The following is a 21,262-nucleotide window of genomic DNA, read 5'->3' as shown; positions in this document are numbered from 1 at the left end:
GTGGCACCCGCCGCAGGTGGTCGGCCGCATGCGACGGCGGTCGGGGACCGGCCCGCGGGTGTGCGGGCCTCCGACGGGGTGGTCCGCACCCCCGCGGGCCGGCGGGCGCTCGTGCCGAACGATGGCCCCCGCGGAGCCGACCGCTGAGGTCGGGCGCACGGGGTACCGCCTCCGCTCGCGGGTCGCCGGCCCCTGGTGGCTGCTCAGTTTGCCGGGACGGCTGGGTCGGTGATCCGATACCCCACGCCGGGCGTGGTGGCGATGACCGGAGGGGCACCGAGTTTGCGGCGCAGACGGCTGATGGTCACCGTGACGGTGTTGGTGAACGGGTCGGCGTGTTCGTCCCAGACCTGTTCGAGGAGGTTCTCCGTGCTGAGGAAGGCGGGGCTTGCGTTCAGGAGGGCTTCGAGCACCGCGAATTCCTTGATGGAAAGGTCGAGTTGGCGGCCGTCGCGGCTGGCGGTGCGGCGGGTCGGGTCGAGTTCGATGCCCGCGCTGCTCAGGGTGCGGGAGCGGGCGGCGGGCCGGCGGCGGGCCAGGGCGCGGATGCGCAGGACGAGTTCGGGAAAGTGGAAGGGCTTGGCGAGGTAGTCGTCGGCGCCCAGGGTCAGGCCGCTGACGCGGTCGCCGGGCGAGTCGGCGGCGGTCAGCATCAGGACCATCACGCGACCGTCCCGCTCGGTGATCATTTGGCAGAGGGTGTCGCCGTGGATGCCCGGCAGGTCGCGGTCGAGCACGACGACGTCGTACGCGTTGACGTCCAGTTTGGCCGCGGCGTCGAGCCCGTCGTGGGCCATGTCCACGGCCATGCCCTGGTCGCGCAGTCCCTCGGCAATGACTTCCGCGAGGGGGCGGGCGTCCTCGACCACCAGGACTCTCACCGCACCACACCCCTCTCCGTGTGGGGAGTTTCCGCCGTCGCCCTGCCGTCCGTACGGGGGAGGGTGACGGTGACGCGCAGGCCGCCGTCGGGGCGGGCGCGCAGGTCCAGGGTGCCATGGTGGGCCCGGGTGATGGCGGCGACGATGGAGAGGCCGAGGCCGCTTCCCCGGCCGCTGCCGGTCCGGTCGGCGCCAAGGCGGCGGAAGGGCTGCCCGAGGTCCGCCACTCGCCGCTGGTCGAGGACCGGTCCACTGGACTCGACGACGAGGGACACTGCGCCTGCGCCGTCTCCTTCGGCCCCTACCGCGACACCGATCCATCCCCCGGGGTCGTTGTGCGCGATCGCATTGTCGACCACGTTGTCGACCGCACGGCGCAGCAGCGTCTGGCTGCCCCACACCCACGCGGAGCCGTCGATCCGGTTCTCCCGCACGGTCAGGTCCTTGGCCGCAATGTCCTTCGCCCGGCCGGTCAGGGCAGTCAGCGCTAGTTGGCCGAGGGGGAGGCGCGCCGAGTCGGTGAACTCGCCGTGCTGGGTGCGAGCCAGGACGAGGAAACCCTCCAGCAGCCGGTCCACCTGGTCGAGTTCGGCGCGCATCCGGGCGGCCAGCGTGGCCGTGGTCTCGGGCACCGGGCCCGGCTTGGCGAGGGCCACGCCCAGGGAGGCCCGCATCGTGGTGAGCGGGGTGCGCAGCTCGTGGGAGGCGTTCGCGACGAAGAGGCGCTGCGCATCGAAGGAGTTCTCCAGGCGGCCGAGGAGATCGTCGATGGTATCGGCGAGGTCCTTCACCTCGTCGCCGGGGCCGCCGATGGCCAGGCGTTCGTGCAGGCTGTCGGCGGTGATCCGGCGGGTGGCCGCTGTCATCACCCGCAGCGGGCGCAGCACCCGGCCTGCGACGAACCAGCCGAGGCCGACCGAGATCACCGCCATGACGCAGAGGGCGATGGCGGAGCCGAGCAGGATCTGCCGGGACTGCGTGTCGTGCGCCTGGGCCAGTTGCTGCTCCAGGCCGTCGATGCGGGCCTGGGCCTGTGCCGCCGTGGCTCGCTGATCGGTGCCACCATCGGGGGCGGTCTGACTGGAGCGCGATCCGCCGGATGCCACCAGGGCCGCGATGGCGAGCAGCCCCGTTCCCGACAGCAGGAACAGCGTCGCGTACAAGGCGGTGAAGCGGGTGCGGACAGTGCCACGGCGCAGGCCGAGCCGGGCAGTCAGGCCCGCGAGCCGTCGGGGCGGACCCCAGTTCATCCGTATGCTCCCTCTCGCCACTGCACCGGGACACGTACCGGGCCAGGCTAAGCCGAGGCACCTAACAGCGAGATGACAGAGGCCGTTCGGCCGCTGTCACGCGCTCCGTCGCAGGGTGGCGTCCATGAGCGATGAGAGTACGAAGGCGACGATCGAGGTCATCGGTCTGCGCAAGCGCTTCGGGCCGCGGCTGGCTCTGGACGGGATGACGTTCACCGTGCGGCCCGGACGGGTGACCGGCTTCGTCGGCCCGAACGGCGCGGGCAAGTCCACCACCATGCGCGTGATCCTGGGCCTTGACGCAGCTGAGGGATCGGCCCTGGTCGGCGGGGTGCCGTACCGCACCCTGCGGCGCCCGCTTCGACATCTGGGGGCACTGCTCGACGCCTCCGCGCTGCAACCGAGCCGCACCGCCCGTAACCACCTGTTGTGGCTGGCCCACTCACAGGGCGTGCCGGCCCGGCGGGTGGACGAGGTCATCGATCAGGCCGGCCTGGGCACAGCGGCCCGGCGCAAGGCCGGCGGCTTCTCGCTGGGCATGCGCCAGCGCCTGGGGATCGCGGCGGCGCTGCTCGGTGACCCGCCGGTGGTCATGTTGGACGAGCCGTTCAACGGCCTCGACCCCGACGGCATCGTGTGGATGCGCGGCTTCCTGGCGGAGCTGGCCCGGCAGGGCCGCGCCGTCCTGGTCTCCAGTCACCTGATGAGCGAACTCGAAGACACCGCGGACCATCTCGTGGTGATCGGTCGCGGCCGGGTCGTCGCGGACACCAGCGTGTCCGACCTGCTCGCCGAGGCGTCCGGCGGCCGGGTCACCCTGCGTACCTCCGCACCTGCGCGCGCCGCTCAGGTGCTGCACGGCGCGGGCGCCGCCGTCCTCACCACCGGCCCCGACACCCTCGGCGTCACGGGCCTGCCCGACGAGGAGATCGTCGCCCTGCTCGCCCGGAACGGGGTGCCGTTCTCCCAGGTGTCCGCGCACCGGGCGACGCTCGAAGAGGCGTACATGGAGCTCACCCGGGACGCGGTGGAGTACCGGGGCATCCCGGCGGGGGAGGCCGCGCGATGACCGCCGCCCTCACCCCTCGCCCCCCGGCCACGGAGCGCGCCGAGCGGGGCGGGTTCCTCAGAACGCTGCACGCCGAGTGGACGAAGTTCCGTACGGTACCCGGCTGGGTTCTCGCCATGGCGGGGGCGCTCCTGGTGACGATCGTGGTCGGCCTGCTCGGCACGGCCGCCCCCGCTCCCGGCGGTCGCGGCGCCGACTCCGCCTCGTATCCGAAGGGCCCCGGCGGCGAGGCCGTCAATGACAGCTTCTACTTCGTCCACAGGACACTCACCGGTGACGGCGCCCTCACCGTTCCCCTGCGGTCCCTGACCGGTGCGGCCGACACCGGGATCGGCGCGACGGTCCAGGGCGCCCAGCCCTGGGCGAAGGCAGGGATCATCGTGAAGGAAAGCCTCACCCAGGGATCGCCGTACGCGGCGGTCATGGCCACCGGTGGTCACGGTGTGCGCATGCAGTACGACTACACGCACGACACGGCGGGCCCGTCCGACGGGGTCACCCCGGAGTCCCCGCGCTGGCTTCGGCTGGTCCGCTCCGGTGACAGCCTCACCGGTTACGCCTCCACCGACGGCTCCCAGTGGACCTGGGTCGGCCATGCGAAGCTGCCTGGGCTTGCGCGCACCGTGCAGGCCGGGCTCTTCGCCACGTCACCGGAGGCGAAGCAGGACACCGCGGCGGGTACGGGCTTCAGCCCCGCCGTGGCCACCGCCGCCTTCGGCCGCCCCGGCCTCACCGGGCGCTGGTCCCCGGGTGCGTGGAGCGGTACACAAGTGGGCGGCGACGCGGGCACGTCCGGCAGCTACACGAACACCACTGAGGGCGGCTTCACGCAGACCGACGGCGGCGGGTTCACCGTGACCGGGGCCGGTGACATCGCGCCGGTCGTCGGCGGGCCCGTCATGGGCGTCGGCTTCTCCGTCGAGAACTTCCTCGTCGGCACCTTCGCCGGGCTGATCGTGGTGATCGCCGTGGGCACGGTGTTCATCACCGGCGAGTATCGGCGTGGTCTGCTGCGTACGACCGTGGCGGCAACTCCCCTGCGGGGCCGGGTGCTCGGCGCCAAGGCGCTGGTGGCCGGGGGCATCGCGTTCGCCATCGGCCTGGTGGCCGCCGCGATCACCATTCCCGTCGGGGAACACGGCGCACGCGGCAGGGGCTTTCGAGTCTTCCCCGTCACATCGGCGATCGAAGCGCGCGTCATGATCGGAACCGGCCTGCTCTGCGCAGCCGCCGCCGTGCTCGCTCTCGGCGTCGGTGCCGTGCTGCGGCGCAGCGGCACGGCGGTCGCCCTGGTCATCGCTTCGATCGTGCTGCCCTTCCTGCTAGCCACCTCCGGGGTACTGCCCCCGGGTGTCTCGGAGTGGCTGCTGCGGGTGACCCCGGCTGCGGGCTTCGCCGTCCAGCAGACGCTGCCGCAGTACGCGCAGGTGCTCAGCGTGTACGAACCGTCGACCGGCTACTACCCGCTGTCTCCGTGGGCCGGCCTCGCCGTGTCGTGCGGATACGCCGCGCTCGCCTTCGGTGTGGCCGTGGTGCGACTGCGGGGGAGGGACGTATGAGCCTCATGGGCGGTGCACGACGCGCGCGTGCGGCGGACGGCTCGTGGCGAGGGGGCTTCGGCCGCGCCCTGCGCGCCGAGTGGACAAAGCTGCGCACCGCAGGGGAAACGGGCAGGTTGCTTCTGCTCGCCGTCGCACTGACCGTGGCCGTCGGCTGCGGCACCGCCAAGGCCGTGACGTGCCCGGACGCGGGGTGTGGCCAGGACGCCGTCAAGCTCGCCCTGACCGGCGTCACCGTCGGGCAGGCGGTCATCGCCGTTCTCGCGGTGCTGGCCGTCAGCGGCGAGTACGGCACCGGGATGATCCGCACCACGCTCACTGCGGTGCCGAACCGGATCACCGTACTCGCCGCCAAGGTGACGATCCTCACCGCGGTCGTCCTCGCCTCCGGGACGCCTGCCGTCCTGGTCTCCCTCCTCGCCGGCCGCTCCATCCTGCCCGGCAACGGATTCACCGAGGCGCACGGCTATGCCCCGCTTTCCCTGGCCGACGGCCCGACCCTGCGCGCGGCCGTGGGCTCGGTCCTCTACCTCGTCCTGATCGCCCTGCTCGGCCTCGGCGTGGCGACGGCGGTACGGGAGGCGGCGACCGCGATCGGGATCGTGCTCGGGCTGCTCTACCTCTTCCCGCTCGTCACCCATGTGGTCAACGACCCGGCGTGGCAGCGGCACCTCCAGCAGATCTCGCCCATGACCGCCGGACTCTCGGTCCAAACCACCGTCCATCTGCACGAGCCGCCCATCGGCCCATGGGCCGGCCTGGGCGTGCTCGGGGCGTGGGCCGCGGCGGCGCTGCTGGTCGGCAGCCTGCTGCTGCACCGGCGCGACGGGTAGCCGAAGGGAGCCGTACGCGAGCACGGTGGCTTCTGGCCCCTCCCCGGCCCGGGCGCCTCACCCGGGCGCCTCGCCCGGTCGACTCGACGCGGACAGCCGCCTGCACGGGAAGCATGTCACCGCGGTGGGCGCCGCCTTCCCACCGGCCGAGGCCCTGGCCTCGCAGCTCGCCACGCCGCCCGGGTGAGCCGGCCCGCACCGCGCCCGACTGCCCGACGGCCCGACCGTCCGACGACCCGACGACCCGACCACCCGACCGCACCGCATCACCGGCAATCCGCCCGGCCCTCGGCTGCGAAGTACGGGTGAACCAGCCGCTCACCAGCGGCGTGTCGAGTGGCGGGAGCGGCAGTGGCGGAACACCGGAAAGCGGCGGACACCGGCGGGGCGGGGCCGGCCGCCGCCGGCGTGTGGACGATCTCGCGCGGGAGGACCCCGTACGGGGCGGGCGGACGCCTCGGCAGCCGGGCCCACCGGCGTGCGCTTCCCCGCCCCGCGGGGCGGGCCAGGCTCTCCCGTGCGGTCGCCGGCGGCGCCCGCCGGCCCCTCCTCGCCGCAGGAGACCACCGATGAAGCCCGCGGCCGAACGCCTGACCGCTCTGATGGGCCACCTCTTCACCGGCCCCCTCCCGGTACGGCTGCGCGACTGGGATGGCGCCGAGTCCGGACCCGCCGACGCGCCCGTGGTCGTGCTGCGCTCCCCCGACCCCCTGCGCCGACTGCTCTGGCAGCCCGGCGAACTGGGTCTGGCCGAGGCCTACATCAGCGGCGACCTCGATGTCGAGGGCGACCTCGCCGGCGCTCTCTCCCAGGCCCGTCGGGCTGTCCGCGACCAGGGCATCACACGACCGCGGCCGGCCCGGATGGCGTCGGCCGCAGCGCTCGCCGTCTCCCTGGGCGCGGCCTCTCTGCCGCCGCGCCGACCCGACGGGCGCGCACGGCTGACCGGCCGCCTGCACAGCTCTTCCCGGGACCGCGCCGCGATCAGCCACCACTACGACGTGTCCAACGACTTCTACGCGCTGCTGCTCGACGAGTCGATGGCATACTCGTGCGCCTACTGGGCCCGGCCCGCGGACGCCTCGTACGGCCTGGCCGAGGCCCAGCGGGACAAGCTGGAGCTGATCTGCCGCAAGCTCGGGCTGGGGGCCGGCGACCGGCTGCTGGACGTCGGGTGCGGCTGGGGCTCCCTGGCCGTGCACGCCGCCCGGGAACACCGGGTGCGCGTCACCGCGGTCACCCTGTCGCGGCAGCAGCGGGACTTCGTCGCCGCGCGGGTCGTGCGCGAGGGCGTGGCCGGACTGGTGGAGGTCCAGCTGCGGCACTGGCGCCACATCGACGGCGGGGGCCACGACGCGGCTGCCGCCGTCGAGATGGGCGAACACGTGGGCGACACCGAGTACCCGGCCTTCGCCGCCAAGCTGCACGACGCACTGCGCCCCGAGGGCCGGCTCCTGATCCAGCAGATGTCGCGCGGAGCCGACGCACCCGGCGGAGGGCCCTTCATCGAGACCTACATCGCGCCCGACATGCACATGCGCCCCGTCGGACGCACCGCCGACCTGTTGGAGGCAGCGGGTCTGGAGATCCGGTCCGTCGAGTCCCTGCGCGAGCACTACGCGGCCACCATCGACGCCTGGCGCACCCGTCTGGAAGACCGCTGGTCCGAGGTGGAGAGCCTCGTCGGCGAGACCACCGGCCGGGTGTGGCGCCTCTACCTGGCCGGCGCCTCCCTGGCCTTCACCGAACGCCGCATGGGTGTCGACCAGCTGCTCGCGGTGCGCCCCACCCGCGACGGCGGATCAGGCATGCCCGCCACGCCCACCGCCTGGTACCCGTCGGCGGGCCGCCGGTGAGCGGCCGGCGCTCGGCGCGCGCCCCCAGGGCGGCGCTCACGCCGGGCGCCGGCCGACACGGGTCTCCAGCAGCCACAGGTTGCCGTGTTCGATCGTGAACTCGATGTCGCACACGTCGCGGTAGTGCTCCTCCAACTGCTGCGCGTACGTGCACAGGCGATCGAACGCCGCCGGGTCCAGCGTGGCCAGCTCCCGAAGCGGCAGGCTCTCGCGGGCGCCCGCGACGACCTCCTCGCCCTGGGCGTTCGGGAGGTACGTACCGTACGGCCCGGGGCGGCCGTCGGCCGGACCGCCGCAAGACACGACGCCGCTGCCGGAGTCGGCTCCGGAATTGCCGAAGACCATGCTCTGAACGGTGACGGCCGTCCCGGAGCGCAACGCGTTGAGGACCGCCTGCCACAACTGCTCGGCCGGATCCTGCGGAAACGCCCTGCCGGTACGTTCGAGAACGAGGTCCTTGAACGTTTCCACGACCCGGATGAGGTCGCAGGCGTCCAGCCGGGAGTCGTCCGCGACGCGGTGTTGGACCCTGATGCGCCGGAGCGCGTCCTCGAACGCGGAACTCTCGACGCCCATGACCGTGCTGCCGAACATCTGAACGAGACGCCGGTAGGAATCCCAGCCGAACCTCTCCCGATCGGGCATCCTGGCCAGCCCCAGCACGGACAGGTCGTTCAGGCCGATGTCCAGGATCGTCTCCGGCACACCCGGCACGGAGTGCCCGGCCCCCGCCCTGACCGACAGCAGAAGCGGCTTGTCCACCTGTCCCAGCCGCTTGCCGGCAGCCCGCTCCAGCGCCGCCAGGTGCTCGCCGACCTCCTCTTCCAGGCCCTCCGGCGGCTCGCCGGTGGCCAGGAGCACGGCGCCGGCTTCGGCGGTGATGGTGAAGCCCGGCGGTACGGGCAGGCCCATGGCCGCCATCTCCGCGAGGTTCGCGCCCTTGCTTCCGAGAAGCTCGGCCATGCCCCGGTCGCCCTCGCTGAAGTCGTACACATACACGCCCATGCCTGCCACCGGCTTCTTCACCCACTCCTGCCCGTCGGGTCGCTGATCACTCAGGCGCGGCAGAATGCCGCCTTCCGGTTTCCTCTTCTGTGCGGCGGGTGCCGACGCCGGGCCCGCCCCGCCCCGTCCCGGTGGGATCGGTTCAGCTCTCTCTCGGTCCCGGTCGACCTCGGCTCGGCCCGTGCGCGCGCAGCGTGTCCAGACGCTGTTCGTACTCCTCTTCGTCGATCTCCCCCCGGGCGAACCGATCGGCGAGCACCTGCTGGGCGGACGGCGTAGCCGGAGGCCGCGCCGGACCCGAAGCGAGACGGTCGACGCTGCGAAGGAGCAGGACGACTCCCGCGACGGCCAGGGCCGCGACGAGGACCATGCCGAGCGACATGGCGACCCAGCCCCATCCGCCCATTCCGTGGTCGTACCAGAACATGGCTCACGCTCCCTGTGCGGTGGCCCGGGACACGACCGGCAGGGCGTGTCCCCCGTGCCCTCACTGTCACCCGGCGCGTGCCGTCCGGGCATGGGCCGATCGGGTCCCGGCCGGGGACGACAGGCCCATCGCGCTCGCCCCGTCTCCCCGTCCGGGGAGCGGGAGACGCGCACGGTGGCGGGCAGGGGCGGGGCTGATCGGTCCCACATGGGGCCACTCGGCCCCTGCTCGGTCGGCGCGCCGCGGGTGACGCTGGAGGAGAGCCGCTGGTCCGCGGCACCGCGAGGAGGTTTACGTCATGAAGCACCATGTGACCGTCGGCATCGACGGCTCGCCCGAGAGTCGGGCCGCGGCCCGCTGGGGGGCGCGGGAAGCGGCCCTGCGGGACGTACCGCTGAGGCTCGTCCACGCCGTCGACTGGCTCATCAGCCCGGCGGTGCCACGGCCGGGCCGCGAAGTGGCCGACCGCTGGGCCGACGAAGCGCTCGCCGAGGCGGTGGAGGACGTGCGACGCCGGCATCCCGGGCTGGACGTCTCGACGAGATGCCTTTCCGGCAGGCCCGCGGCAGCCCTGGCCGCGGAGGCGGCCGACGCCGGACTGCTCGTCCTCGGCTCGCGAGGGGTGGGAGGCCTGGTCGGATTCCTCATCGGTTCGGTGAGCCTGTCGACACTGGTGGCCACCGAGACGCCGGTGGTGCTCGTACGCGTGTCGGACACGCCCGAGGAGGCCCGGCCCACCCGCTACGGGGAGATCGTCCTGGGCGTCGACATCCACGAGGCGGCGGACAGGGTTCTGGCGTTCGCCTTCGAGGAGGCCGAGCGCCGCGGCTGCGCCCTGCGTGCGATCCACAGCTGGAAGATGCCGTCGATGTACCGGTACGCACCGTTCTTCGACCCGGAGAACGAACGGGAGGTCGGCCGTAGTGTCACCGTGATGCTCGACGACATGCTGATGCCGTGGCGCCACAAGTTCCCGTCCGTGAGCGTCACCCACGAGGCGTTCGAGGGATCCGCGGGTGAGCGGCTCGTCCAGGCCGCGGCAAGGGCGGACCTGGTCGTCGTGGGCCGACGCCTGCGCCGCTCGCCTCTGGGCGTGCATCTGGGGTCCGCTGCCCACGCGGTGGTGCACCACGCCGCTGCGCCCGTCGCGGTCGTCGCCCACGACTGACGGCCCCTCACAAGGAGATCGGACCATGTCCCATCGCACTGTTGCAGACGTCATGACCCGGAACGTGGCCACGGTGAGCCCCGAAGCGCCCCTCAAGACAGTCGCCCGGAGCCTCAACGACCACGAGGTCTCCGCCCTGCCCGTCGTGGACCCCCGCCGCCGTCCGGTCGGCATCGTCTCCGAAGCCGACCTGCTGCGCAGGCAGGCCGGGCTGCCCGATACCGAAGGGCGCGACGCCCTGCACGCCACGGCATCCGCGGTCCGGGCATCCATGGAGGCCCGGACCGCCGGCGATCTGATGTCCGCCCCCGTCCTGACCGCGCGGCCGGAATGGGGCATCGTCGAGACGGCCCGCTTCCTGCACGAGCGAGGCGTCAAGCGTCTGCCGGTGGTCGACGAGACCGGGACCCTGGTGGGCATCGTCAGCCGCACCGACCTGCTGCGCCCCATGCTCCGCCACGACGACGCCATCCGCGACGAGATCGTCGACGACGTGCTGGGCCGTACCCTCAGGATGACCCCGGGAGGGGTTGCGGTGACCGTGAGCCAAGGCGTCGTCTCGTTGAGCGGGCGGGTCGAGGAGCGGTCGGCCATTCCGATCGTCGAACGACTGTGCCAGTCGGTCGACGGGGTCGTCAGCGTGGACCAGGCCCTCGGCTACGCGGTCGACGACCTGTCCGGGGTCGCCGCCCCTCGCCGTGCCGCGCAGTGAGCGCACAGGACGAAGGGCGGAAAGAGCCCGCCCGCTTCTCGCGGAACCCGATCGTGCGGTGCACGGCCACCAGCCGCTTCTCCACATCCTCTCGGGAACTCTTTCCGCCCCTTCCATGACAGCACGCCCGGTTTCGGGAGAACAGGGCCGACCGGTCCCGGACGGCCCCCTGACGGCCCTACCTCCGACGGGCACGGGGGTCCATGCTCGAACCTGCCGGGACGCCGCGCTGGAGGCATCATGAAGCACCTTCGCACCGTCGAGGACGTCATGACCCACGCCGTCATCTCCGTCGATCGCAGAACACCGTTCAAGGAGGTCGTGGAGGCCATGCGGCAGTGGCGAATCAGCGCTCTGCCCGTCCTGTCGGAGGAAGGACGGGTGGCCGGCGTGGTCTCGGAAGCGGATCTGCTGCTCAAGGCCCAGGGTGCGGACGAGTCCCGCGCCGTCACTGCCGGGCAGCTGATGACCGTACCGGCGGTCACCGTGACCCAGGACGCCACCATCGCCGGCGCCGCCCGCCTGATGGCCCGCGGCCACCTCAAGCGACTCCCGGTCGTCGACGGCGACGGCCGCCTCATCGGCGTGGTCAGCCGGGGCGACCTCCTCAAGATCTATCTCCGCCCCGACGCCGACATCGCCGAGGAACTCCGGGAGCTGATCGTGGCGAAGCTCATCCCCGCGGGATCGGCCGTGGTGCAGGTCCACGTGGCCGACGGCATCGTGCACCTGCGCGGTTCCGTCCCCGACCCGGCGCTGAAGGACGTGCTGGTGCGTGTCGCACGGACCGTACCAGGCGTCGTGGACGCCACGGCCGTGCATCTCGACACCGAAGTCCGCGCGTGAGGGAGGGCGCAATGAGGCACCGCAGTGTCGCCGACCTGATGACCCCGACAGCGGTCAGCGTCCAACGGGGCACTCCGTTCAAGGAGATCGCCAGGCTCCTCAAGGAGTTCGACATTTCCGCGGTGCCCGTGGTCGACGAGGCCGAACGTCCGGTGGGCGTCGTCTCGGAAGCGGATCTGCTCCGCAAGCGGGGCCCCGGCAGCGGCACGAACACCGCCGCCGAGCTCATGACCAGCCCCGCCGTCACGGCCCGGACCGAATGGAGCGCCGTCCGGGCGGCGCGGGTCATGCGGGGGCGGCAGGTCAAGAGACTGCCCGTGGTGGACGCCGCCGGCCGGCTGGTCGGCATCCTGAGCCGCAGCGACCTGCTCCAGCTCTTCCTGCGCAGGGACCACGCGATCCAGGAGGAGATCCTCGAAGACGTGGTGACCCGCACCCTCGGGCTCAGCCCGTCGTCCTTGACCGTCGAGGTCGACGACGGGCTGGTGACCCTCAGCGGCACCGTGAGCCGGCGCAGCCTGGTCCCGATCGTGCTGCGTCTGTGCCAGAGCGTCGACGGCGTCGTCGACGTGGTCAACCGGCTCGACTACGCGCAGGACGACGTGTCGGTCGGCGCCCCAACGCCCTCCGAGCGGTAGGAGAGGAACATGAAGCATCGGGAAGTCCGCGAGCTGATGACCCGCGAGGTCGTCACCGTCCCCAGCAGCGCTCCGTTCAAGGAGGTCGCGCGCACCCTGACGGAGCACGGGGTGTCGGCCGTTCCCGTCGTCGACGCGGCGGGGCGGCCGCTCGGCGTGATCTCGGAACGGGACCTGCTACCGAAGTCCGCCGGCCAGAGCGACTACTTCCGGTCGCTTCCCGCACGGGAGGCCTGGGAGGAGGACAAGGCCGCGGGTACGCGCGCCGAGGAGCTGATGTCCTCGCCGCCCGTGTGCGCCCGACCGGACTGGACCGTCGCCGAGGCCGCCAGGCTGATGGAGGCCCAGGGAGTCAAGCGGCTCCCGGTCGTGGACGGCTCGGACGTGCTGATCGGGATCGTCAGCCGCCGGGACCTGCTGCGGATCTTCCTCCGCGACGACGAGGACATCCGTCGCGAGATCATGGGTGAGGTGCTCGGACTCGGCGTGCGCCAGAGCCCCTCGGCCATCACCGTGACCGTCACCGACGGCCGGGTGGAACTGGACGGGACCGTCGGCCTCAGGAGCCTCATCCCCCTCGTCGAACGCCTCTGCCGAACCGTGGACGGTGTGGTCTCGGTGACCCAGCGTCTCGGATACTCCACCGACGACACGAATCCGGTCTGAGGGAACGCCGCGCCACCTGTGGCCGGCCGGCCGCGCCGGGGCGTCGTCAGTGGGTGCGTTGGATGTCCAGTTCCAGGAAGTGGGCCGAACACGAGATGCACGGGTCGTGGTTGCGGACGGCCCGCTCGCACAGCCGCGTGAGCTCGGCCTCGGAACCCTCACCGCGGTCGAGCCCTGCCTGCACCAGCCGACGCAGGTCCTCCTCGATGGCGCCCTGGTTCTGGGCGGTCGGCGGCACGATGCGGGCACCGGTGACCCGGCCCCCGCCGTCGAGCGCGTAACGGTGGTAGAGCAGGCCGCGCGGTGCCTCCGTGGCACCGTGCCCGGTGCCGGCCCGGGGCGGTACCTCTGTGTACGGGCGGGCCGGACGCTCGTACTCGGCGATGATCCGGAGCGCCTCTTCCACCGCGTACAGGACTTCCACCGCCCGGACGAGGATGCTGCGGTAGGGGTTCCTGCAGGCCTCCCCCCGCCCCGTGCCCGCGCGCGACGGGGGGTCGCCGAGGCCGGCCGCCCGTGCCGCTTCCAGCGCCAGCGGGGACAGCAGATGACCGCTGACCGCCCAGCGGGCGAGCGAGCCGGTGAGGTGCCTGCGGCCGTCCAGCCGGGAGTGCAGGGCTGTGGAGTGGGGGACCTGCTCCTCGGCCACGTGGGCGGTGAAGTCGTGCAGGGGGAAACCGTACGGCGGGGGCGTCGCGGCGTACGGGAGCACGGTGGGGACGCCGGACTCGATGGCGTAGGTGCCGGGCTCGGCGAGGGCGAGCAGGTCGGCGTCGCACTCGGCGTCGGGGAACTCGAAGCCGGCGACCCAGCGCACCGTGTCCCACGCGTCGTCGAGGGCGGTGCGCAGCCGCTCCTCCAGGGGGCGGAGCTCAGCACGGGTCGGGGCGCGGTGAAAGCCTCCGAGCCGGACGTTGACGGGGTGGATGGCCCGTCCCCCAAGCAGTTCGACCACGGCGTTCCCGGTCTGCTTCAGGCGCAGTCCGCGCCTGACGTGCTCCAGATGGGAGCGGGACAGACCGATGACATCATCCTCGCCGAGGAAGTCCGGTGCGTGCAGCATGTGGATGTGCAGCGTCTGGCTCTCGATCCATTCGCCGCAGTACAGCAGGCGGCGCAGGGCGGCCAGTTGTCCGTCGACGACCACGCCGCACGCGTCCTCGATGGCGCGGCAGGCACTCATCTGGTAGGCGACGGGACAGATCCCGCAGATCCGGGAGGTGAGATCGGGTGGTTCCGTGTGCGCCCTGCCCCTGAGGAAGGCTTCGAAGAACCGCGGCGGTTCATAGATGCTGAGCCGCGCCTCGGTGACGGTGCCGTGGCGGATCCTCAGGTGCAGCGCGGTCTCGCCCTCGACACGGGCGAGGGAGGGGATGCGGAGCTCCCGGGCGGGGGGCGTGGGCTCGCTCATCCGGGTCCTTCCGCGTCGGCCGTGCCGGGTTGCGCCTGTTCCTCCACGGCGGTGAAGGCGGTCACGTTGAAGGTGTGCAGGAACCTGGCGATGTCCTCCTCGCCCATCCCGTCACGCTGCATCAGCGGGACCAGCGCGGGCAGGTTCGTGGTTCCGGCCGGCCCGAAGCAGCCGTAGCAGCCGCGCCCGTACGTCGGGCACAGGGCTCCGCAGCCCGCGTGGGTGACGGGGCCGAGGCAGGGCGTGCCATGGGCGACGGTGACACAGACGTTGCCACGCCGCTTGCAGGAGAAGCAGACGCTGTGGTTCGCGATGGCGGGCTTGCGCCCGGCGAGGAACGCGGTGATGACCTCGACGAGCTGACCGCGATCGATGGGACAGCCGCGCAGTTCGAAGTCGACCGGCACGTGGGCCGAGACCGGCGTGGACGTCGCGAGCGTCTCGATGTATGCGGGGCGGGCGTAGACGGCCGCCAGGTACCCCTCGACGTCGGCGTAGTTGCGCAGCGCCTGCACGCCGCCGGCCGTGGCGCAGGCGCCGATGGTGACAAGGTGGCGGGCATCCGCGCGGATGCGACGGATACGCTCCAGGTGCTCGGGCGTACTGACCGACCCTTCGACCAGGACGAGGTCGTAGGGGCCGGGAGCGATGTCGCCGGACGCTTCCAGGAAGTGGGCGATGTCCAGTTCGGCGGCGATGCCGAGCAGTTCGTCCTCGCAGTCGAGGAGGGTGAGCTGGCAGCCGTCGCAGGAGGCGAGCTTGAACACGCCGAGTCGGGGGCGGGCGGGAGGCTGGGGTGGGGTGGGGGTGCTCATCTCACAGTTCCCGGACGGTGAGCAGGGGTTCGGCCTGGTCGTAGCGGACGACCGGGCCGTCGCGGCAGAGGAGGAGGGGCCCGAGCTGGCAGTGCCCGCAGTGGCCGGTGGCGCAGCGCATGTTGCGTTCGAGGGAGACCTGGATGCGGTCGGGGCGTACCCCTCGGTGGATCAGTGCCCGTGCGGTCGCGCGCATCATCACCTCGGGACCACAGACGAAGGCCACCGTGTCCGACGGCGTGAACCGGGCCTCGCGCAGCAGGGTGGTGACCACGCCGACCCGGCCGGTCCAGCCGCTGGAGGGCCGGTCGACGGTGACGGCGCCGAACGGCCTCTCCCAGCCGGGGAACTCGTCCGTGTACAGCAGATCGGCGGGGGTCCGGGCCCCTGCGAGGACGTTCAGCCGCCCGAAGGCGCGGGGGTCGGCCAGAACGGTGTCGACGAGGGGACGCAGTGGGGCCAGCCCGATGCCGCCGGCGATGACGAGCAGGTCGTTGCCGTGAGCGGCGGCCGTGTCCCAGGCGGTGCCGAAGGGACCGCGCACGCCGACCCACCCGCCGCTGCGCAGGCCGTACAACGCGCGGGAGACGGCTCCGACGGCGCGCACCGTGTGCGCCAGCCGGTAGCCGCCCTCGATCCGGGATACGGATACCGGGATCTCGCCGACGCCGAACGCGTACAGCATCGCGAACTGGCCGGGTGCGAAGGGATCCAGGGCGTCCCCGGCAGGCTCCACCACGAGCGTGACCGTGTCGTGCGTCTCGTCGCGGCGGTCCACCACGCGGCAGGGAACCGGTGCCGACGTCACGGTGCGGCTCCGCTTCCCCGCGGTCCCGGCGGTCCCGGCGGTCCGTAGAGGTCCAGCAGCCGGGTCCGGGTGGCCCGCAGCCGGTCGCCGATGGTCTCGGCGACGGCGGTGACCAGCGACAGGCCCAGTGCCGTGTCCTCGGCGCACAGGTCCTGGACGGCGTCGGCATCGAACTCCCAGGCGCGGACGGGCTCCCGGGTCTCGGCCGCCAGGTGCCACTGGCGCGGGGGACACAGCCAGGACCAGCCGAGCAGGCTGCCCGCGCCGACGGTCTCGACGACCGCACGGCCCCGACCGGGCACGTGGATGTCGAGCGCGACCGTGCCCGAGCGAATGATCCAGAAGCGGTCGGCCTCCTCCCCTTCCTCGAAGATCCGGGTGCTGCCCGGAAGGGCGACGTCACGGGCGAGGGCCATCAGCCTCCCGTGGTGCTCCGCCGTCAGCGCGGCGAGCACGCCCTCGCCGGGAGGCCCACCCGGATGCGCGGTCACGGCGTGTCCTCGCGCCGCGCGGCCTCCTGGTGCAGGGCGTGGGCTTCCTCGGTGAGGTCGATCCCCGTGGGACACCACACGATGCACCGGCCGCAGCCGACACACCCCGAACTGTCGAACTGGTCGTGCCAGGTGCCCAGCTTGTGGGTGAGCCACTGACGGTAGCGGCTGCGGGGAGAGGACCGGACGGGGCCGCCGTGCAGGAGCGAGAAGTCCAGGTCGTAGCAGGAGTCCCAGAGGCGCCAGCGCTCGGCGTGATCGCCGGTCAGGTCGGTCACGTCCTCCGTGGTGGTGCAGAAGCAGGTGGGGCAGACCATGGTGCAGTTGCCGCAGCTCAGGCAGCGGGCGGCGACGTCGTCCCAGCGATCCGCCTCCAGATTGTCCCGCATCAGGGTGCGCAGGTCCACCGGCGGCATGGAGCGGCCCATGCGTTCGGCGGCGGCGCCCACGGCCCGGACCGCGGCCGTCCGGGTGGCGTCGTCGGGGCTCCGCCGCGGCAGTTCCGCGAGGACCGCGGCGCCCTCCTCGCTCCCGCTCCGACACAGGAAGCGGTGGCCCGCATCGTCCACGATCTCGGTGAGGGCGAGGTCATACCCGGCGTCGGCGGCCGGCCCCCCGCCCATGGAGACGCAGAAGCAGGTGGCACCCGGCTCGGTGCACTCGGCCGCGATCAGGAAGGCACCCGTCCGCCGGGACAGATAGGTGGGGTCCCGGTACCTGCCTGCGCCCATCACCCGGTCCAGGATCCGAACGGCGCGCAGGTCGCAGGGCCGCACGCCGAGGAACGCGTACGACGTGCCCGGCCGCTCCTCCTCGCGGACGACGGGAGTACCGTCCGGACCCCGGTCCGCGGACCACTGGCGGACGCGCTGCGGGTGCAGGAACGACTTCCACGACTGGGGTCCCGCGCTGTGCGCGAAGGCCGCCCCGTCCTCGCGGGGGCGGAGCCGGTACCGCCCGGCCTCCAGCTCGACCCCCCAGCCGTAGGGGAGTGCGTCGGCGGAGTCCAGTTCGTCGAGGACGATCGCGCCGTCGCGGACGGTCGGGCCGATCACTGTGCGGCCGCGCCGCTTCAGGACACGTACGAGGGCGTCCAGCCCGTCGCGGTCCAGGACCGCCTCGGCCTGATGGTCGGGGACGGCTCCGGCGTCCGAAGCGTCGGTCATGGTGCACCTCTCGGTTTCCACGTGCCTGGATCCGGCAGCATGTCAGACCTGCGGGCTCAGGCGGTCGAACCCGGTCCGGCGAGTCCGATCGCCGTGCCGGTGGGCGTCCGCCTCGATGCGTCGGGCCAGCAGCGGCAGGGCTCCCGCCACCGCCGGGGTGAGCCCGGGGCCCAGCGAGCGGTCCGCCCCCTCGACCGCGTACACGATGAGACGGCCGGGGCCCCGCCCGACGCGCTCGGCGAGGACCAGGGCCTCGGCGAGCCCCAGGCCGTGGGTGCTCTGCCGGCCCGCGGCGGCCGGGTGGGGCGTCCCACCGGGAGTCGCGCACCACCGGTGCGTCCGCCCGGGCTGCGCCGCGGGCGGGAAGCAGGCGTCGACGACGACGGCGAGGGCCCTGCCTTCCCACAGGCCGATCAGCCGGCCGGGATCTCCGTCGCACTGTGCGAGCTCGGTGCCGGGAGGGAGGGGCCGCCGCGCCCTCCGTGCGCGCAGCAGCGCGATCGTTGCCCACCCCGCGCCGTCATCACGTCTGAACTCGTTTCCGATCCCGATGATCGCCGTACCGGCGAGGGGCTTCATGGGTACCCGCTTTCCTCTTCCGGGTGTCTGCGGGCACAGCCTGCCCTGCGCGCGGGACGGTCACCTGCGCCACGGGCCGAACGGCGTACGGCGCGGGCACCGGGTCGGGGGACGGGCCTGCGGGTCGGGCCTCGACGGGTCGGGCCTCGACGGGTTGGCCCTCGACGGTGGCGGCCGTGGTCAGGATCCGAGGCGGAAGCCCGTGACGAGTTCGGACCGGATGCGCAGGACGTCGGCCATCGGTCGGTCCCTCCACGGGTCGAGCAGGGCCGCCAGCCGTTCGGCTTCGTCGCGGTTCACGATGAGCTCGGCGTGACCGATCACGACGACGCTCCAGCCGAGATGGGTGCAGGCGTCGATGGCGTCGGCTTCGTAGCCGAGGACGAGACCGGGTTCGCCGGGCGTGGGCGCCAGTGACGCGCGTGAAACGCCCTCGTCCACCCCGACGAGAACGTCCTCCCCGTCGACGTGGTGGCTCGTCGGCCGGATGGCCGGCAGCGCCCGGTGGGTGAAGACGAGGCGGCCGAGCGAGACGGTGGCCAGGAGCCGCAGCGCCTCGGTACGGTCCAGTTGCCGTGTGGGCCGCACCCGGTTCGCCGCGGGGCCGTCGGCCGGTCTCCTGCTGGTTTCCTGATCCATTCCGCGGCCCTCCGCTCCGGCCCCGTGACCTCGGCCTCGGCTCCACCCAGCGTCCGTTCCGTTCCGTACCCCGGGCCAGGGCCGAATGGGCCCCTGTCCCGGGGAACCGGGGGCCGGTCGGCCCATCCCCGCCGCCGGCGGTACCGCCCAGACTTGAACCGGAACCGACCGGAGGCCGCCATGAGGACCACTCCCCCTACGAAAGTCGCCGGTGCGCTGCCGGCTGAACACCGTTCCCGGCTGATGGGTGTTGCCCGGGAGGTCAACTTCCCCGAGAGCGCACGCCTCTTCGACGAGGGTGGGCGCGCGGACAGGTTCTGGATCGTCCGTACGGGCCTCGTGGCCTTGGACGTGCCCGTGCCCGGCAGACCGCCTGCGGTGATCGAAAGCCTCGGACCGGGTGAACTCGTCGGGTGCTCGTGGATGTTGGAGCCCCGTTCCTGGAGGCTGGGGGCCGTGGCCACGACGCCGGTTCGCACCTACGAGTTCGACGCCGCCGCCGTGCGCACGATGATGGACGCCGACCCTGCCTTCGGCTCCGCGATGGGCCACTGGGTCGCGCAGGTGCTCGCACACCGGCTGCACTCCGCCCGGGTACGGCTGCTCGACCTCTACGCCCCGCACGGCAGCGGCAGCCGTGTCTGACGGCCGTAGCCGTGTGACGGCGGGCAGCACTCACCCGGAAGGCGGGCGGTGTCCCACGGCGTCCAAGGGGACCCGCCAGCGCAGCGTCGTGCCCTGACCGTTCGGCCCGGGCACGGACACGGAGAGTTCGCCTCCCAGGCGTTCGGCCCGTTCCGCAAGGTTGCGGAGCCCGCTGCGGCGGCCTCCCTCCGCCATCCCGACTCCGTCGTCGCCGACCAGTACGGTCAGGACTCCTTCGGCGGCCGAGATCGAGACGTCCGCCCGGCGCGCCTTGGCGTGCCGGGCGACGTTGGTGAGCCCTTCCGTGATCACGGCGAGCACCTCGTCGGCGGTCTCGTCGGACACCTCGGTGTCGATCAGGCCCTCCATCCGCAGGGCCGGGGTGAAGCCGAGTACCGGGGCGGCTTCCTCCACCGCCCGTACGGCGCGGACGCGCAACTTCGGAGGACCTCCGGGAGCCTCGTGTTCCCGGAGCCCGAAGATCGTCGAACGGATGATCTTGATGGTGGCGTCCAGATCGTCGATCGCCCGCGCGAGGCGCTCGGAAGCCTCGGGGTGCTCCACGAAGCGCTGGGCGCTCTGGAGGGTCATGCCCGTGGCGAAGAGCCGCTGGATGGCGAGATCGTGGAGGTCGCGGGCGATGCGGTCGTGGTCCTCCAGCATGCTCGTCTGCTCGGCGTCCCGGCGGCGGGCGGCGAGCTCCAGCGCCACCGCGGCCTGGCCGGCGAACCCGGGCAGTGCCGCGATCTGCGCGCGGGCGAACCCCGGGCGACCACGCCTGCGGGCCAGGGTGAGGACGCCGCTCACCCGCTGCCTGGTGCCGAACGTGACGACGACGGCGGGGCCGAATCCCCGCCACCGTTCCGGCTGCACGGTGATCCGGTCGTCGGCCTCGACGTCGGCCACGGCGATCAGTCGGTCCTGCTCGCCGAGGGCGACGGCTGCCAGTGTGCCGCCGCTGCTGGGCAGCACGACGCCGCGGTGCGCCTCGGCGCCCTCCCCCACGGCCAGCGAGTCGCGCAGTTCACCGCTCTGGCCCACGACGGAGAAGACACCGAGGTCGGCGCCGGTGATGTCGCGGGCACGCTCCAGCATCCCTTCCAGCACCTCCGTCTCGGCCGAGCCGGAGAGCAGGGCACTGGTGAATGCGGAGCTGGCGGCCAGCCAGCGCTCCCGGAGGCGCACCTCTTCGAAGAGGCGGGCGTTCTCGATGGCGATGCCGGCCGCCACCGCCAAGGTGGACAGAACGCCCTCGTCCTCCTCGTCGAAGGCCATGCCCCCGCGCTTCTCGGTCATGTAGAGGTTGCCGAACACGGCCTCGCGGACCCGGATGGGAACCCCGAGGAAGGAGTGCATCGGGGGGTGGTGGGCCGGGAAGCCGTAGGAGGCGGGGTGATCGGACAGTTCGGCGAGGCGGAGCGGCTCGGGGTGGCGGATGAGCTCGCCGAGGATTCCGTGGCCGGAGGGCAGGTCGCCGATCTCGGCCCGGAGGTCGTCGCCGATGCCGACGGGGAGGAACTGGGCGAGCTTCCGGTCGTCGCCGATGACCCCCAGCGCTCCGTACTCCGCGTCCACGAGCACGACGGCGGCTTCGACGATGCGCCTCAGGACCTGCGGCAGGTCCAGCTCCCGGCCGACGGACATCACGGCGTCGAGGAGGCCGTTGAGACGGTCCCTCGCCCCACGGACCTCGTCGATGCGGACCTGGAGCTCCGCGAGCAGTTCGTCCAGCCGCAGCCCCGGGAGCCCCGGGCGCGCGGGATCCCGCTCGTCCCCGCCCATGCGCACCTCCAAGCGA

Annotated in this window: 22 protein-coding genes and 1 pseudogene; 11 read left to right on the top strand and 12 right to left on the bottom strand. The window is 72.7% G+C overall.

Annotated features, from left to right (window positions below):
- Positions 1-203: 203 nt before the first annotated feature.
- Together ACFW2G_RS05925 and ACFW2G_RS05920 are read right to left on the bottom strand one after the other, a co-directional pair.
- On the bottom strand, positions 204-881 hold the full coding sequence (locus ACFW2G_RS05925; protein ID WP_384448548.1) for a response regulator transcription factor: 678 nt from the start codon (positions 879-881) through the stop codon (positions 204-206).
- On the bottom strand, positions 878-2,131 hold the full coding sequence (locus tag ACFW2G_RS05920; RefSeq protein WP_384581407.1) for an ATP-binding protein: 1,254 nt from the start codon (positions 2,129-2,131) through the stop codon (positions 878-880). The genes ACFW2G_RS05925 and ACFW2G_RS05920 overlap by 4 nt, the downstream gene beginning before the upstream one ends.
- Before the next feature lie 124 nt (positions 2,132-2,255).
- On the opposite strand from ACFW2G_RS05920, the gene ACFW2G_RS05915 reads away from it, so the two are divergent.
- The 5 genes from ACFW2G_RS05915 (at position 2,256) to ACFW2G_RS05895 (ending at position 7,448) form a co-directional block, all read left to right on the top strand.
- Positions 2,256-3,200, top strand: coding sequence for an ABC transporter ATP-binding protein (locus ACFW2G_RS05915; protein WP_384448543.1), 945 nt, complete (start codon positions 2,256-2,258; stop codon positions 3,198-3,200).
- Entirely contained in the window at positions 3,197-4,759 is a 1,563-nt protein-coding gene (locus ACFW2G_RS05910; protein WP_384448540.1) for a hypothetical protein, read from the top strand. Before ACFW2G_RS05915 ends, ACFW2G_RS05910 begins: the two co-directional genes overlap by 4 nt.
- On the top strand, positions 4,756-5,592 hold the full coding sequence (locus ACFW2G_RS05905; RefSeq protein WP_384448538.1) for an ABC transporter permease: 837 nt from the start codon (positions 4,756-4,758) through the stop codon (positions 5,590-5,592). Before ACFW2G_RS05910 ends, ACFW2G_RS05905 begins: the two co-directional genes overlap by 4 nt.
- 25 nt (positions 5,593-5,617) lie before the next feature.
- Positions 5,618-5,779 carry a hypothetical protein gene (locus tag ACFW2G_RS05900; RefSeq protein ID WP_384448535.1) on the top strand — a complete coding sequence of 54 codons (162 nt, stop codon included), beginning with the start codon at positions 5,618-5,620 and terminating at the stop codon, positions 5,777-5,779.
- A gap of 382 nt (positions 5,780-6,161) precedes the next feature.
- On the top strand, positions 6,162-7,448 hold the full coding sequence (locus tag ACFW2G_RS05895; RefSeq protein WP_384581409.1) for a class I SAM-dependent methyltransferase: 1,287 nt from the start codon (positions 6,162-6,164) through the stop codon (positions 7,446-7,448).
- Between the two features lie 39 nt (positions 7,449-7,487).
- Here ACFW2G_RS05895 and ACFW2G_RS05890 read toward each other — a convergent pair.
- Together ACFW2G_RS05890 and ACFW2G_RS05885 are read right to left on the bottom strand one after the other, a co-directional pair.
- Positions 7,488-8,453 (bottom strand): annotated as a pseudogene (locus tag ACFW2G_RS05890) (PEP/pyruvate-binding domain-containing protein); the annotation flags it as partial.
- 142 nt (positions 8,454-8,595) lie between these two features.
- Entirely contained in the window at positions 8,596-8,880 is a 285-nt protein-coding gene (locus ACFW2G_RS05885; RefSeq protein WP_037916767.1) for an SHOCT domain-containing protein, read from the bottom strand.
- Positions 8,881-9,178: 298 nt separating this feature from the next.
- Here ACFW2G_RS05885 and ACFW2G_RS05880 point away from each other — a divergent pair, with 298 nt between their 5' ends.
- The 5 genes from ACFW2G_RS05880 to ACFW2G_RS05860 all read left to right on the top strand — a co-directional run bounded on the left by ACFW2G_RS05880 (position 9,179) and on the right by ACFW2G_RS05860 (position 12,910).
- Positions 9,179-10,048, top strand: a complete 870-nt coding sequence (locus ACFW2G_RS05880) for a universal stress protein (protein WP_037916765.1) — start codon at positions 9,179-9,181, stop codon at positions 10,046-10,048.
- Positions 10,049-10,073: 25 nt separating this feature from the next.
- Positions 10,074-10,760 carry a CBS domain-containing protein gene (locus tag ACFW2G_RS05875; protein ID WP_037916763.1) on the top strand — a complete coding sequence of 229 codons (687 nt, stop codon included), beginning with the start codon at positions 10,074-10,076 and terminating at the stop codon, positions 10,758-10,760.
- Between the two features lie 237 nt (positions 10,761-10,997).
- Positions 10,998-11,606, top strand: coding sequence for a CBS domain-containing protein (locus ACFW2G_RS05870; RefSeq protein ID WP_384680851.1), 609 nt, complete (start codon positions 10,998-11,000; stop codon positions 11,604-11,606).
- Positions 11,607-11,617: 11 nt separating this feature from the next.
- On the top strand, positions 11,618-12,244 hold the full coding sequence (locus tag ACFW2G_RS05865) for a CBS domain-containing protein (protein ID WP_384448520.1): 627 nt from the start codon (positions 11,618-11,620) through the stop codon (positions 12,242-12,244).
- Between the two features lie 9 nt (positions 12,245-12,253).
- A complete protein-coding gene (locus tag ACFW2G_RS05860; protein ID WP_384448517.1) occupies positions 12,254-12,910 on the top strand; it encodes a CBS domain-containing protein in 657 nt (218 codons plus the stop codon).
- A gap of 46 nt (positions 12,911-12,956) precedes the next feature.
- On the opposite strand, the gene ACFW2G_RS05855 is transcribed toward ACFW2G_RS05860, so the two are convergent.
- The 7 genes from ACFW2G_RS05855 to ACFW2G_RS05825 form a co-directional block, all read right to left on the bottom strand.
- Positions 12,957-14,321 carry a Ni/Fe hydrogenase subunit alpha gene (locus ACFW2G_RS05855; RefSeq protein WP_384581414.1) on the bottom strand — a complete coding sequence of 455 codons (1,365 nt, stop codon included), beginning with the start codon at positions 14,319-14,321 and terminating at the stop codon, positions 12,957-12,959.
- Positions 14,318-15,136 carry an oxidoreductase gene (locus tag ACFW2G_RS05850; RefSeq protein ID WP_384448511.1) on the bottom strand — a complete coding sequence of 273 codons (819 nt, stop codon included), beginning with the start codon at positions 15,134-15,136 and terminating at the stop codon, positions 14,318-14,320. The genes ACFW2G_RS05855 and ACFW2G_RS05850 overlap by 4 nt, the downstream gene beginning before the upstream one ends.
- Before the next feature lies 1 nt (position 15,137).
- A complete protein-coding gene (locus tag ACFW2G_RS05845; protein ID WP_037916751.1) occupies positions 15,138-15,944 on the bottom strand; it encodes an FAD/NAD(P)-binding protein in 807 nt (268 codons plus the stop codon).
- Positions 15,941-16,435, bottom strand: coding sequence for a cyclic nucleotide-binding domain-containing protein (locus tag ACFW2G_RS05840; RefSeq protein WP_384581416.1), 495 nt, complete (start codon positions 16,433-16,435; stop codon positions 15,941-15,943). Before ACFW2G_RS05840 ends, ACFW2G_RS05845 begins: the two co-directional genes overlap by 4 nt.
- The gene (locus ACFW2G_RS05835; protein ID WP_037916745.1) at positions 16,432-17,601 is read right to left on the bottom strand and encodes a 4Fe-4S dicluster domain-containing protein; all 1,170 of its coding nucleotides are present in this window, start codon (positions 17,599-17,601) and stop codon (positions 16,432-16,434) included. The genes ACFW2G_RS05840 and ACFW2G_RS05835 overlap by 4 nt, the downstream gene beginning before the upstream one ends.
- Positions 17,602-17,643: 42 nt before the next feature.
- Positions 17,644-18,180, bottom strand: coding sequence for a hydrogenase maturation protease (locus ACFW2G_RS05830; RefSeq protein ID WP_384448502.1), 537 nt, complete (start codon positions 18,178-18,180; stop codon positions 17,644-17,646).
- Positions 18,181-18,360: 180 nt separating this feature from the next.
- A complete protein-coding gene (locus tag ACFW2G_RS05825) occupies positions 18,361-18,819 on the bottom strand; it encodes a pyridoxamine 5'-phosphate oxidase family protein (RefSeq protein WP_384448499.1) in 459 nt (152 codons plus the stop codon).
- A gap of 180 nt (positions 18,820-18,999) precedes the next feature.
- On the opposite strand from ACFW2G_RS05825, the gene ACFW2G_RS05820 reads away from it, so the two are divergent.
- Positions 19,000-19,464, top strand: coding sequence for a Crp/Fnr family transcriptional regulator (locus tag ACFW2G_RS05820; RefSeq protein ID WP_037916736.1), 465 nt, complete (start codon positions 19,000-19,002; stop codon positions 19,462-19,464).
- 30 nt (positions 19,465-19,494) lie between these two features.
- On the opposite strand, the gene ACFW2G_RS05815 is transcribed toward ACFW2G_RS05820, so the two are convergent.
- Positions 19,495-21,246, bottom strand: coding sequence for a GAF domain-containing sensor histidine kinase (locus ACFW2G_RS05815; protein WP_384448496.1), 1,752 nt, complete (start codon positions 21,244-21,246; stop codon positions 19,495-19,497).
- Between the last annotated feature and the right edge of the window lie 16 nt (positions 21,247-21,262).

Origin of the sequence: Streptomyces sp. NPDC058880 (assembly GCF_042742535.1) — a bacterium.
Lineage (GTDB): Bacteria > Actinomycetota > Actinomycetes > Streptomycetales > Streptomycetaceae > Streptomyces.
Note: the sequence above shows the minus strand (reverse complement) of the source record. Positions and strands in the feature narration are given on the sequence as shown.